This window comes from Streptomyces sp. 2323.1 (assembly GCF_900221035.1).
In the GTDB taxonomy this organism is placed as follows: Bacteria; Actinomycetota; Actinomycetes; order Streptomycetales; family Streptomycetaceae; genus Streptomyces; species Streptomyces sioyaensis.
Genome location: NZ_LT907981.1, coordinates 3,651,591 through 3,664,110, shown reverse-complemented (window position 1 = coordinate 3,664,110; position 12,520 = coordinate 3,651,591). Strand labels below are relative to the sequence as shown.

Sequence of the window (12,520 nt, the reverse complement as noted above, 5' to 3'; positions counted from 1 at the left end):
TCAGGCGGGCTGTGGGGCAGCCGTCCCCTCGAAAAGCACGAAGGAGGGATCGACCTGGGCCGCCAGATCGACCCCGGTTTTCGCATTGCCCCAGCTCTCCGCGTTCTTCAGGTGGAAGTGCACCATCTGGCGCGTGTAGCGCTCCCAATCGCGGTGTCCGTAGGAGGCGTCGGCCGTGTCGTGCAGCGTCCGGAGGGCGCTGCGGTTGGCCTCTTCCAGGTGGGCGAAGTGGGCCGGGCGGCCCTTCTCCATGGCGCGTACCCAGTCGGAGTGGCCGACGGTCACCAGCAGATCGTCGCCCACCTCGTCGCGCAGGAACGCCAGGTCCTCGGGGCCCTGCACCTTGTTGCCGACGACCTTCAGGGGGACGCCGAAGTCCCGGGCGTACGCGCTGTACTGGCGGTAGACGGCGACGCCCTTACGGGTCGGCTCGGCGACCAGGAAGGTCATGTCGAAGCGGGTGAACATCCCGGAGGCGAAGGAGTCGGAACCGGCCGTCATGTCGACGACGACATACTCCTCGCGGCCGTCCACCAGGTGGTTCAGGCACAGCTCCACCGCGCCGACCTTGGAGTGGTAGCAGGCCACGCCCAGATCGGACTCGGTGAACGGCCCGGTCGCCATCAGCCGCACGGTGGTGTCGTCGAGCGCCACCTGCCTGGCACAGGCGTCGAAGACGGGATTGTCCTCGTCCACCCGCAGCAGTCGTGAGCCCTCGCCGGGCGGGGTGGTCTTGATCATGGATTCGGAGGACGGGATGCGGGGGTTGCTGCCGCGCAAGTAGTCCTTGATCAGCGGGAGATGAGCGCCCATCGCGGGCAGCGCGGCGGCCTCCGTTTCGTCGAGTCCGAGGGCGGCGCCCAGATGCTGGTTGATGTCGGCGTCCACCGCGATCACGGGGACCCGGGCCGCGGCGAGATGCCGGATGAACAGGGAGGACAGGGTGGTCTTGCCGCTGCCACCCTTGCCTACGAAAGCGATCTTCATGTTCACCAAGGGTAATCTTGGCCTGGCTCTGAGTGAGAGAGCCGCGTGAGGAAGACCACTCCTTCGAGGGGTACGGCCAGGTGGTGCGTAGGGTCGTAGTCATGGCTGGAATCTCCCGGGGGACTTCCCCCGCACCCCCCAATGCGAGCGACGATCCGCTCGTGACCCTGGCCTCGCTCCCGGGAGTCGCCGACTCCGTGGACTCCGTGCGCAAGGGCGTGGACCGGGTCTACGGGCACCGGATCATGCGACGCCGCAGCAACGAGGTCACCTCCGAGGCGGCGCTGCGCGGAGCGCGCGGTTCCGCGGCCCTTTCGGGGGCCGACTGGGCGCTCGAAGAGGTCCGCCGCCGCACCGACTTCGGCATCGAGGGCGAGCCGCGGACGGTCGGTGCGGCCCTGCGGCTGACGGCCGAATCCGGCCAGCTGCTCAGCGTGTGGCGGCAGTCGCCGCTGCGGGTGCTGGCGCGGCTGCATCTGGTGGCGGCCGGCGGCGAGTCGGCGGACGAGACGGTGGGGCGGCCCCGGTTGGCCGGCGAACCGGTAGACGAACCGCTCATCGAGCTGGCGCTGCCGGACGCCGACGAGGTCGCCGGGCGGCTCGACGGGCTGTCGCGGATGCTCCTCGCGGGCACCGAGGCGCCGGCCCTGGTGACCGCGGCGGTGGTGCACGGCGAGCTGCTCGCGCTGCGGCCGTTCGCCTCCTGCAATGGGCTGGTCGCGCGGGCCGCCGAGCGGATCGTGCTGGTCGGGAGCGGGCTGGACCCGAAGTCGATCTGCCCCGCCGAGGTCGGGCACGCCGAACTGGGCCGCGCGGCGTACGTCGCGGCCCTGGAGGGCTATGTCTCGGGCACCCCGGAGGGCGTCGCGGCGTGGATCGCGCACTGCGGACGTGCGGTGGAACTGGGCGTGAGGGAGAGCACTGCGGTCTGTGAGGCGCTACAGCGCGGCGCAGCATAAGACGCGGCGGAAAGCCCGGGGAGGCGCCCGGGAATTCCGGAAGCATTGCTTCATTCGCCCCTGAACAGGGTTGCGGCGGTACCAATGGGTGGTACCGCCGCTGGCATGTCCGCCGGGTTACCATGCGTGCTCGAAAATGTGCCCATCAGGTCGGAATCTTCGTCCGGTTACCTGGTGTGGCTGGCCCGTAATCGACGGGTCGGCGTCGCGTGGGTGCCCGGCATTCATGCATCGGTCCGTGGGCCACTTCCTGCGTTAAAGGCGTTCCTCTCGGATGTCCTTGGTCTCGCGGGCCGTTAAGTCCTTTGTACTCCTCGGGTGAGTCAAGCGGAACCCTGCTTCGCAGATCTTTACGTTTGACGTCAAACGCGATCGGTGCGGGTCATGGGACCGCGGCCAATAGGGCCGAGGCGGCGCTTTGTGGTTTTCCGGCGGCTGCTGTACCAGACAAGCGTCGCGGTAGCGAGCGCTGCGCCCGTGGCGGCCATGACGGCGAGGGCCGGCCGGGAGGGCATCGACAGTGTCGGCAGCCGCTGCTTGAGCGGGACCGGGCGATTGAAGGAGAGAACCGGCCAACCGCGCGCGGTCGCCTCACGGCGCAGCGCCCGGTCCGGATTGACCGCACACGGGTGACCGACCGCCGAAAGCATGGGGACATCGGTCGCCGAATCGCTGTACGCATAACAGCGTTCCAGGTCGTAGCCCTCGGATTCGGCGAGCTCCCGGACGGCTTCCGCCTTGGTCGGGCCATAGGCGTAATACTCCACCTCGCCGGTGAAGCGGCCGTCGTCGCCGACGACCATGCGGGTGGCCACCACTCGGTCCGCGCCCAGGAGTTCACCGATCGGTTCGACGACCTCGGCACCCGAGGTGGAGACGATCACGACGTCCCGCCCCGCGGCGTGATGCTCCTCGATGAGCGAGGCCGCCTCGTCGTAAATGATGGGGTCGATCAGATCGTGCAGCGTCTCGGCGACGATCTCCCGTACCTGTGCCACGTCCCAGCCGCGGCACAGTGAGGAGAGATACTCGCGCATTCGCTCCATCTGATCGTGGTCGGCGCCGCCCGCCAGGAACACGAACTGGGCGTACGCAGTGCGCAGTACGGCCCGCCGATTGATCAGGCCGCCTTGGTAGAACGACTTGCTGAAGGTCAGCGTGCTCGACTTTGCAATGACGGTCTTGTCCAAGTCGAAGAACGCGGCAGTACGGGGACTCGAGTGAGGCACGGAGTGGTTTTCCACGGGGCGAGCATAGGCGCCCACCATTCGGCGTAAGGTGTGGCGCGTGGGTTTGCCTGAGAAGGCTGTCGGGTACACCATGGAAGTCACGGATCGTTCGCGACCGTGCTAACCCGGTCCGGCTCCTCCCCCCCCGAGTCGGCCGTGGGGACGACCCCCGCTCTCCCCCCCGGCGGGGGTCGTCGCATGTCCGGACGCATTTTCCGTCGTCGGACGAGGATCCACTTCTCACCCTGCCCATGCGGCGACCGGAGTCACGTCGCTCACGATCCATTACGCACCGTAGTTGCCGGGATGCTCTGCGGAACGCTGTCTTGAGTACCGGAAGCGACCCTTCCTCGCCGAAATAGGTGACAGGGATATTCACAGTCACGGCGTTGTCCACAGATTTGCTTCAAGATCCACAAGAGTTTCCCGATCGCTGCACGGTGAAAGTCCGCGAGTTCGCGGATGTGCGAGTTGCGTAGCGATAGGGGGACAGAACGTGGCCGGATTCGTGTCATCGGAACAACCGGTGGGAAGCGGGGGAGAGCGCAGTGCGCCGCTGATCATCACCGAGGACGAAAAACTCCTCGACGATCTTGTGCGGCTGTGCGCGGCAGCCGGTGCGCTGCCCGAAGTGGCGCACGGGCTGCCGGCCCGCAAAGGGGAGTGGGAGGCGCCGCCCCTGGTGATCGTCGGCGCGGACTGCGCACGCCGGTTACGCGGCGTCGGACGACGGGCGGGCGTCCTTCTGACGGGCCGCGACGCGGACGACCCGGATCTGTGGCGCCAGGCCGTCGCGCTCGGGGCGGAGCGCGTGCTCGCGCTGCCCGAGGGCGAGCGCTGGCTGGTGGATCGGATCGCCGACGCCATCGAGGGTGTCGGGCCGCCGGCCCTGACCGTCGGCCTCATCGGCGGCCGCGGCGGTGCCGGAGCGAGCACCCTGGCCGGTGCGTTGGCTCTCACCGCGGCCCGGACGGGCCGGCGCACCCTGCTCGTCGACGGGGATCCGCTGGGCGGCGGGCTGGACGTCCTGCTGGGCGGGGAGAAGGAAAAGGGCCTGCGCTGGCCCGCCTTCGCCGAATCGCGCGGCCGGGTGGCCTGCGGCGCCCTGGCGGAGTCGCTGCCGCGGCTGCACTCGCTGCGGGTCCTCAGCTGGGACCGGGACTCCGATGTCGTCATCCCGCCGTCGGCCATGCGCGCGGTCATGGCGGCGGCGCGCCGGCGCGGCGGCGTCGTAGTGGTGGACCTGCCGCGCAGGGTCGACGAGGCGGCGGCGGAGGCCCTGGCCCAGGTGGACATGGGCCTGCTGCTCGTCCCCACGGAGCTGCGCGCGGTGGCGGCCGCCCAGCGGGTGGCCTTCGGGGTGCAGCAGGTGCTCGGCGATCTGCGGGTGGTGGCCTGTGAGGCTCCCGGACGCCATGGCCACGGCCTGCCGCCGGACGAGATCGCCCGCCTGATGGGGCTGCCCCTGGCAGGTGAAGTGCCGTGGGAGGCGGGGCTGTTGGCCGATCTTGCCCGCGGGGTGCCGCCGGGGGCGCAGCTGCGCGGTCCGCTGGCGCGGTTCTGCGCGGGCTTCTGGGAGCGGGTGACGGAGAGCGGGGGCGCGCCGGGAGCCGGTGCGGGGTCAGGTCCGGTCCCGGAGCCGGACGGCGGGCCGGAGCAGGCGCCCTGCCGGGGCGGAGGCCGGACATGAGCCAGGGCCAGGACCTGCTGGAGGCGGTGCGCCGGCGGCTCGCCGAGGACGGGGCGGATCCGACGCCGGCGCGGGTGGCGCTGGCCCTGCGCGAGCAGGGGCGGCTCCTGGGGGATGCCGAGGTGCTGGGTGTAGTGGCCGGGCTGCGCTCCGAAATGGTGGGCAGCGGCCCGCTGGAGCCGCTTCTGGCCGCGCCCGATGTCACGGACGTGCTGGTCACCGCGCCGGACGAGGTGTGGGTGGACCGCGGCGGCGGGCTGGAGCGTACGGAGGTCCGGTTCCGGGACGCGGCAGAGGTGCGCAGACTCGCCCAGCGGCTGGCGGCGGTGGCCGGCCGGCGGCTGGACGATGCCCGGCCATGGGTGGATGCCCGGCTGCCGGACGGCACCCGGCTGCACGCGGTGCTGCCGCCGGTGGCGGTCGCCGGGACGTGTCTGTCACTGCGGGTACTGCGGCCGCGGGCCTTCGGCCTCGCGGAGCTGGTAGCGGCCGGGACGGTCCCGCCGGGCGGCGATCAACTGCTCCGCGCACTTCTGACGGCCAGGCTGTCCTTCCTGATCAGCGGCGGTACGGGCGCCGGCAAGACCACATTGCTGAGCACCCTCCTCGGCCTGGTCGGCCCGGACGAACGGATCGTCCTGGCCGAGGACTCGGCGGAGCTGCGTCCGGACCACCCCCATGTGGTGCGACTGGAGACCCGGCAGGCCAATCAGGAGGGTGTCGGCCGGGTGACGCTGCGGGACCTCGTACGGCAGGCGCTGCGGATGCGCCCGGACCGGCTGGTGGTCGGCGAGGTACGCGGCCCCGAGGTCACAGATTTGCTGGCGGCCCTCAATACGGGGCACGAGGGCGGCTGCGGCACGGTCCATGCCAATGCCGCGTCCGACGTCCCCGCGCGCCTGGAGGCCCTCGGATCGACCGCGGGCCTGGACCGCGCCGCGCTGCACAGCCAGTTGGCGGCCGCGGTCTCGGTCGTCCTGCATCTCGTACGCGACCGGAACGGCCGCCGCCGCATCGCCGAGGTCCACGTCCTGGAGCGGGACCGGGACGGCTTCGTGGTGACCGTACCGGCCGCGGTCCAAAGCCCCGCCGGCTTCCAGGAGGCGCCCGGCTGGGGGCGGTTGATGCGGTTGTGCGAGCGGGGCGGGGGCGGGTTCCGGTGAGCGCGGCCGAGGGGGCGGCGCTGATGGCCGCGGTGGTCTGCGCGGGAGCCGCGGGCCGGCTCGCCGGGGGCCGGCCGGACGACGTACGGCGGCGGGCCCGGGCGCTGTTCGGGAGCCACGGCGAGAGGGACGCTGAAGCGGGATGGCGGGCCCGGATGCGGGCCCAGAAGGTGCGGAAGTGGTGCCTACAGCGGGTGGTCGAGGGGGACGCGGGGCGGCGCTGGCGCGTGGGCCCCCTGGGGGACGTCGGGTGGGAGCTCTGGTGTCTGCCGGCCGGGCTGGTGCTGGGTGTGCTGGGCGGCTCCGCGCTTCCGCCACTGGCTTCCGTGGCGGCCGCGTTCCTCGTCCGGCGGTGGCTGATCGCCCGTGGAGCGGTACGTGCGCGTGACCGGCGGGCTGCCGCGGTGATCACACTGTGCGCGGCGGTGGCGGGGGAGTTGCGGGCCGGGCGGCAGCCCGCCCAGGCACTGCTCGCCGCGGGGACGCCGGGTCTCGGAGCGGCGGGTTCGGCGGTGACCGCGGCAGCGCGTTACGGAGGGGATGTCCCCCAGGCGTTGCGTGCGACGGCGCGACTGCCGGGGGCCGAGGGGCTGACCGGCATGGCCGCGTGCTGGCAGGTGGCGGTGGAGGGCGGCGCGGGACTGGCCAGCGGGCTGGAGCGGGTCGCGGCCGGGCTCAGCGCCCAGCGGGATCAACGCGACGAACTGCGCGCCCAGTTGGCGGGTCCCCGAGCCACTGCTCTGATGCTCGCCCTGCTGCCCGGGGGCGGGCTCCTGATGGGCAGCGCACTCGGCGCCGACCCGCTGCGGGTGCTGCTGCACACGCCGGCCGGGTGGGGCTGCCTGGTGATCGGCGGGTTCCTGGAATGGGGCGGAGTGGCCTGGACGGCCCGGATCGTCGCGGCCGCGGAAGGCGCTCGGGAGAGGGGGTTGAGGTGAGCGCAGAAGTTGTCCACAGGGTGGGGATGGCGGTCGCGGCCATGACGGCGATGCTCTGCGCCGTGGCGCTGCTGCGGGAGGTGCGCAGCGGGCGAGTCGTAAGGCGACGGGTCTCGACGGTATGGGCAGCTGCTCGTCCGGATCGATACGGCGGTCACGCGGCCCGGCCCAGGGCGTCGGCCGGGGTCCCGTGGCGCAGGCGAGCCACGAGGACGAAGGACGCTGCGTACGGTCGGCTGAGCGAGTGGGCCGGACCCGTGGGAGCGGCTCTCTTCATGGTCATCCTCGTCGGTGGCGTGGGCGGCGTCCTGGCAGGACTCGCCGTGGGCTTGGGAGCGCACCGCTGTCTGGCACACCAACGCGGTGCGGAAGCGGCGCGGTTGGCGGCCGCCGAGGTACGCGCGGCACTGGCACCGGCCGGCGATCTGCTGGCTGCCTGTCTCGCGGCGGGAGCCGGGCCGCGCGAAGCGGCCGAGGCAGTAGGTCGGTCGCTCGACGGGCCGGTGGCAGAGCGGCTGCGCCAGGTGGCGGCGGAACTCCGCCTGGGCGGTGAGCCGGCGGCCGTCTGGCCACGGCTGGCCGAACTCCCCGGCGCGGAAGGGCTGGCGCGCTGTATGGAGCGCGCCGGGATATCCGGGGTACCGGCCGTCGAGTCTGCCTCCCGGGCCGCCGCCGGGCTCCGTGCGGAGCAGGCCCGGGCGGCGGTCGCCCGGGGCCGGCGGGCCGGGGTGCTGGTCACCATGCCGCTGTCGGCGTGCTTCTTGCCGGCGTTCCTGGCGCTCGGAGTGGCGCCGGTACTGATCGGCCTGGCGAGCGGCTTGCTGGGGCGCAACTGAGCGGTGGGCGCTGCGGATTTGAAGGCGGCCGGTGAAGTACGTACCGGCGGTGGCAGGGGACCGGCCGCGGGAGGAGATGCCGGCTCACCGACCGGACCACCGGCTAACCGTCCGGGCCACCGGCGCTTCCTCAACTGCCCGTCGGCGCCCGCCGCCGCACTTCAGACGACAGTCAACCAGCAGATGACAGCCAACGAGCAGAAGAGATCCATCAGCAGAAGACATCCAAAGGGGGATGGACATGGTTCGGAGTGGAACGGTCCGGCGGTGGTGGGCGCGGTGGCGCACGATCAGGGCCGACGACCGGGGAATGACCACGGCGGAGTACGCCGTGGGGACGCTCGTTATCTTGAGGAGCAACTTCCCCTCTGGCACGTCTGGTTTCAGTAGGGGCGAGTCTTCTCCTGAGAGGTATCTGAGAGTTGTTAGAGACATCTGGCACGTCTGGTTCTGCAAGTCCGACGTATCGGGCTGAGAAGGCTATTTCGCCTGATTCAGGCCGTGTGTCCTGGGTCGTGGTGGATGCGGTCACGTACGACCTGCACGCGGAGGGCACGGCCTTCCTATTCCAACTGCGGTCGCGCGGGCTGTCGGTGAACACTGAGCGGACCTATGGGGGCCGGGTTGCGCTGTACCTATCGCACTGCGCTGCCAACGGTGTTGGCTGGGCGAACCCGACGCTGAATCAGCTTGCGCGTTTTCTGCACTGGCTGGTGGATGAGCCATTGCCGCCCCGAGGCCGCAAGACGCCCCTGGAACCGCGGTTTCGATCAAAGGCGACTGCCAACGCTGTACTGACGACCGTGTGTGAGTTCCTGCGGTTCGGCGCGCGGTGTGGATGGGTGCGTGACGAGGTCGTATCGAGGCTGTCGTCTGAGAAGTACCTGAGCCACCTGCCGGCAGGCTACGACGCCGGCGAGGACGGCCAGTTCCGCACGGTCCGGGCACGAGAGATCAAGTTCAAGGTAGAGGACGAGGGCATCGAATGGCTTACTCCTGACCAGGTGGAGGAGGTCATCGGGGCAACGACCCGCCATCGGGACCGATTCCTCGTTTCACTGCTGTGGGTCACCGGGGTGCGCATCGGTGAGGCTCTGGGCTTGCGGCGCGAGGACATGCACTTTCTGTCGAACTCCCGCAGCCTTGGGTGCAACGTTGAAGGACCACACCTCCATGTGCGACGGCGTCTGAACACCAATGGCGCGTTGGCCAAGTCGCCTCGCTCCCGTTCGATACCCGTGACCGAGGGACTGGTGGAGCTCTACACCGAGTACCTACATGAGCGGGTCGCTGTTCGTGAGGCGGCCGAGAGCGACATGGTGTTTGTCAACCTCTTCCGGGGGCCACTCGGTCGGCCGATGACCTATGCAGGGGCGAAGGATCTTTTCGACCGCCTGTTGAAGCGCGTGGGGTTCACCGTGCGGCCGCACATGATGCGGCACAGCGCAGCTACCGCGTGGATTCGGGAAGGGCAGCCTCGGGATGTGGTGCAGGACCTCCTGGGGCACCAGTCGCCGTCATCGCTCGATGTCTACGTGCACGCGAGCGACACGGACAAACGCGCGGCCGTGGAACGGGTCGCAGCTGCACGGGAGACGGCCCATGAGTGAAATCGCCGTCTCAGCGGGGGATTCGCGAGTTGTCCAAGCACCGTTTCAGGTGGATCTAGAAGCATGGAAGCTCTGGCTCACGGAGCGCGTCGCGGACGAGTGGCGCCCCCACGAGTGGAATCCGAAGACCTGGCTCTTCAACGGGGATCCAGGCAGTGTCCACACGGCTATGTGGAAGTGCGCGACCGTGAAATGTGAGCTCGGCGTGCACTCCAAGGACGGTCTGTGCAAGCAATGTGCCACTGCCTTGAAGGCTAGCGGGATGGCCAAGCCCGAGTTCACAGCTAGCTACGTTCCACGGTTGCAGAAGTCGCCGGGGATCCGTGAAAGGTGTCTGGTGACAGGCGATCAAGGCGCCTGCCAGCGCGACTCCTCATCTCTGGGCATGTGTCCTCCACACTGGGCCGCCTGGCGGCGCCATAAGGAAGGCGAAGATGCGGTCTCGTTGGAGGTGTGGGCTCGCACGATGGCAGTTCCGAGGCCGGCATTTCCGCTCTGCCTTGTTGCCGGATGCACACTGCAGCGCACGAGGATGTCGGAACTCCTCTGCGCCCACCACCGGGAGCGATATCGGAGACACTGCAAGGGCGCCACCGCTCCCGTTACGCTCCAGAAGTGGGCAGAGTGGGAGACACCGTGGCTCACGCAGTTCGATTTTTCATTAGCTCCGCTGGCTCCGTTGGTGCGGTTGGAAGCGCTCTACGCTATCCGCGAGCGGGACCGTCATAGAACCCGCCTTGACCCCAAGGCTGTGCGTAAGGCGGTCCGCAGGTGGGCAGGGCTGGACAGCCTGGCGCTCTCGCCCTTGCCGCGGATTCAGAGCCCCGACACAAATGAGGAATTCTTCATCGCGGAGTCAGAAACGTGGCTACGGGCTGGCTTCGACAAGTTCCGCGGCGTCGATCCATCTCATGACGGAGAGCTCAATCTGCTGACAGCTGGGCTGGCCTCGTCGCACAGCAAATCGGGACGGCGGACTCGTGGCGGCGTGGTCTCGCTCGCGGGACTCCAGCAGCCTTGGCTGCGGACCCTGCTCTTGTCCTGGGTCAGGATGACCTCGCCGGATAGCCTCGATCTGCGCAGGACGCTGCTGTCCTGTGAGTTTGCTTCCGCCGGCTTGGCCCTGCGGTCCGGCGGCGGCACGGACGTGACCCAGCTCGGCACCTTGGACATGGACAGCGTGATCGCGGCATTCGTGGACGCCCAGATGAAAAATGGAACGGTCTACAGCTACAAGTCGCGTGCTGAGATGCGCCGGGGTTTCCTTGACCTGCTCAGCTTCGGCCGCAGCGAAGGGTTGCTCGACGATCTGAATCCGAGATTCGCTGCCCACTCTGGTCACCGGATCCCCTTCGTGGTCGAGGAAGAGGAGGATGAAGCCGGTAAGGCCATCCCCGAACCGGTGATCCGACAACTCGACGCGAATCTTGGAGAGTTGGGTCGCGGTATCAACTGCGGCGGCCTTGCTCCCGGCGACGTCATGCTGATGATGCAGACCGCCTACATCATCTGCAGGGATACCGGGCGACGCCCTAGGGAGTTCTGCGGCCTGGCCCTGGATTGCCTTAAGTACGAGAAAGGTGAATACAACCTCCGTTGGGACAACAAGAAGGGCAAGCGCCTACGTCGCCTGTTGCCCATCGAAGAGCGAACCGCGCAGGCGATTTTGACCTGGAAAAAACGTCGCGTAAAACTTGACGTCCCTCCATCCAACGCGCGTTATTTGTTTCCCGTCATGAACGAGGAAACCAAGTTGGGTCACATGAAGTCGGGGGAGTTCTCCAACGCCATGCGCGCATGGGTCGACGCGATACCAGCTATCGACTCAGACGCCCCTGGCGACGATGGCAAGCCGTTGCCCTTCGATCGGGAGAAGATATACCCGTATGCCTTCCGGTCCTCCTATGCTCAGAGGCACGCGGATGTCGGTACTCCGATCGACGTCCTGATGTCGCTCATGGACCACAAGTCTGCGCAAACCACCATGGGTTACTATCGGGTTACCATCAAGCGGAAGCGGGAGGCCGTCGAGACGCTGCGAGGTCACACGGTAGACCGATCCGGTCGCCCAGCACCCTTATCCTCCGGCATATCCTACGAGAAGAAGTCGGTCGCCGTCCCCTTTGGGGGCTGCGTCGAGCCGTCGAATGTGACGGCAGGCGGCAAGAAGTGCCCGATTCGATTTCAGTGCGCGGGCTGCGGTTTTTATCGCCCCGACCCGTCCTATCTGCCAGCAATCGAGGACCACGTCCGGTCTTTGAAGGCAGATCGCGAGATGGCCACAGCAATGGGTACCGACGACTTCGTTGTCCGCAACCTCACTGATCAAATCGAGGCGTTCCAAGGCGTTGTGGAACGGATGAATGAACGGATGGCGCAGTATCCGCCCGAGGTTCAGGCGGAGATCCAGGAGGCCAGTAAGGTGCTTCGCAAGGTCCGGGCGGGAGAGGGGCGCAAGCTCTTGCCGCTGACAGTAGTGAACAAGGCGGAAGCCGGATGACCGAGCGCCGGATCCCGGCTGAGGTGCTGCGGGAAGCGCGCCGCAAGGACAGCACCCGTAAGCGTGAGCGGGTGTTGTCGGTGGTGGACCAGATGCTTTCCGAGGGTGATCCGGTGACGTTCGCCTCGGTCGCCCGGACGGCCGGGGTGTCGAACTGGCTGGTCTACGCGGAAGGCGTGCGCGAGCACATCGAGAAAGCCCGTGCTCAGCAGGCTCACAAGGCGGTGCAGGACCGGCAGGCCGGGGTGACTGCGAGCACGGCCAGCCTGCAGACCGACCTGGAACTGGCTCGAGCGGAGATCCGCCGCCTGCGTGAGGAACGGGACAAGCTCAAGGCGGCCATGCAGCGCGGTCTCGGACGTCAACTAAACCAAGCCACGAATGCTGAGTTGGTAGCCCGAATAGAAGAGTTGACACAGATCGCCCAGCGATTGACCGCTGAGCGGGACAGCCTGCGTGGTGAGAAGGCCGGCCTGGAGAAGAGTGTGGAGGTGGCTAACGACGATCTCGCCGCTGCCCGCACAGCCTTGCGGAACATGATGCGCGACCAGAACCGGCCCATCGGGTGACGACGCGGCATGCCGCCGGTGATCCGCAAGGAGTGCGGG

Annotated in this window: 11 protein-coding genes; 9 read left to right on the top strand and 2 right to left on the bottom strand. The window is 68.7% G+C overall.

From position 1 onward, the window contains the following. Positions 1–987: an ATP-binding protein gene (locus tag CPH93_RS15395; RefSeq protein WP_093484383.1), complete on the bottom strand. Its 987-nt coding sequence runs from the start codon at positions 985–987 to the stop codon at positions 1–3. A gap of 101 nt (positions 988–1,088) precedes the next feature. Here CPH93_RS15395 and CPH93_RS15390 point away from each other — a divergent pair, with 101 nt between their 5' ends. Next, entirely contained in the window at positions 1,089–1,946 is an 858-nt protein-coding gene (locus CPH93_RS15390) for an oxidoreductase (protein ID WP_096213180.1), read from the top strand. A gap of 362 nt (positions 1,947–2,308) precedes the next feature. On the opposite strand, the gene CPH93_RS15385 is transcribed toward CPH93_RS15390, so the two are convergent. Further along, complete coding sequence (locus tag CPH93_RS15385; RefSeq protein WP_040898760.1) at positions 2,309–3,214, bottom strand: HAD family hydrolase; 906 nt, start codon at positions 3,212–3,214, stop codon at positions 2,309–2,311. 457 nt (positions 3,215–3,671) lie between these two features. Between CPH93_RS15385 and ssd the strand changes: the two genes are divergently transcribed. The 8 genes from ssd to CPH93_RS15345 all read left to right on the top strand — a co-directional run bounded on the left by ssd (position 3,672) and on the right by CPH93_RS15345 (position 12,481). Then, on the top strand, positions 3,672–4,865 hold the full coding sequence (gene ssd, locus CPH93_RS15380) for a septum site-determining protein Ssd (protein ID WP_093484386.1): 1,194 nt from the start codon (positions 3,672–3,674) through the stop codon (positions 4,863–4,865). Beyond that, positions 4,862–6,028, top strand: coding sequence for a TadA family conjugal transfer-associated ATPase (locus CPH93_RS15375; RefSeq protein WP_096213179.1), 1,167 nt, complete (start codon positions 4,862–4,864; stop codon positions 6,026–6,028). Before ssd ends, CPH93_RS15375 begins: the two co-directional genes overlap by 4 nt. Before the next feature lie 23 nt (positions 6,029–6,051). After that, on the top strand, positions 6,052–6,966 hold the full coding sequence (locus CPH93_RS15370; RefSeq protein WP_096215453.1) for a type II secretion system F family protein: 915 nt from the start codon (positions 6,052–6,054) through the stop codon (positions 6,964–6,966). 275 nt (positions 6,967–7,241) lie between these two features. Further along, positions 7,242–7,802 (top strand): type II secretion system F family protein, encoded by a 561-nt coding sequence (locus tag CPH93_RS36795; protein ID WP_371126784.1) that lies wholly within the window; start codon positions 7,242–7,244, stop codon positions 7,800–7,802. A 235-nt stretch (positions 7,803–8,037) separates the two neighbouring features. Then, on the top strand, positions 8,038–8,277 hold the full coding sequence (locus CPH93_RS37600; RefSeq protein WP_096213178.1) for a DUF4244 domain-containing protein: 240 nt from the start codon (positions 8,038–8,040) through the stop codon (positions 8,275–8,277). Between the two features lie 28 nt (positions 8,278–8,305). Continuing rightward, a complete protein-coding gene (locus tag CPH93_RS15355) occupies positions 8,306–9,412 on the top strand; it encodes a tyrosine-type recombinase/integrase (RefSeq protein WP_096213177.1) in 1,107 nt (368 codons plus the stop codon). Further along, entirely contained in the window at positions 9,405–11,912 is a 2,508-nt protein-coding gene (locus tag CPH93_RS15350) for a tyrosine-type recombinase/integrase (protein ID WP_159395001.1), read from the top strand. Before CPH93_RS15355 ends, CPH93_RS15350 begins: the two co-directional genes overlap by 8 nt. After that, positions 11,909–12,481 carry a DUF6262 family protein gene (locus tag CPH93_RS15345; RefSeq protein WP_096213175.1) on the top strand — a complete coding sequence of 191 codons (573 nt, stop codon included), beginning with the start codon at positions 11,909–11,911 and terminating at the stop codon, positions 12,479–12,481. The genes CPH93_RS15350 and CPH93_RS15345 overlap by 4 nt, the downstream gene beginning before the upstream one ends. Positions 12,482–12,520 lie beyond the last annotated feature (39 nt).

Bases quoted from the DNA above. Each gene is read 5' to 3' on its own strand.
- CPH93_RS15395 (WP_093484383.1), bottom strand. From the start codon at position 987: ATGAAGATCGCTTTCGTAGGCAAGGGTGGCAGCGGCAAGACCACCCTG.
- CPH93_RS15390 (WP_096213180.1), top strand. From the start codon at position 1,089: ATGGCTGGAATCTCCCGGGGGACTTCCCCCGCACCCCCCAATGCGAGC.
- CPH93_RS15385 (WP_040898760.1), bottom strand. From the start codon at position 3,214: ATGGTGGGCGCCTATGCTCGCCCCGTGGAAAACCACTCCGTGCCTCAC.
- CPH93_RS15375 (WP_096213179.1), top strand. From the start codon at position 4,862: ATGAGCCAGGGCCAGGACCTGCTGGAGGCGGTGCGCCGGCGGCTCGCC.
- CPH93_RS15370 (WP_096215453.1), top strand. From the start codon at position 6,052: ATGGCCGCGGTGGTCTGCGCGGGAGCCGCGGGCCGGCTCGCCGGGGGC.
- CPH93_RS36795 (WP_371126784.1), top strand. From the start codon at position 7,242: ATGGTCATCCTCGTCGGTGGCGTGGGCGGCGTCCTGGCAGGACTCGCC.
- CPH93_RS37600 (WP_096213178.1), top strand. From the start codon at position 8,038: ATGGACATGGTTCGGAGTGGAACGGTCCGGCGGTGGTGGGCGCGGTGG.
- CPH93_RS15350 (WP_159395001.1), top strand. From the start codon at position 9,405: ATGAGTGAAATCGCCGTCTCAGCGGGGGATTCGCGAGTTGTCCAAGCA.
- CPH93_RS15345 (WP_096213175.1), top strand. From the start codon at position 11,909: ATGACCGAGCGCCGGATCCCGGCTGAGGTGCTGCGGGAAGCGCGCCGC.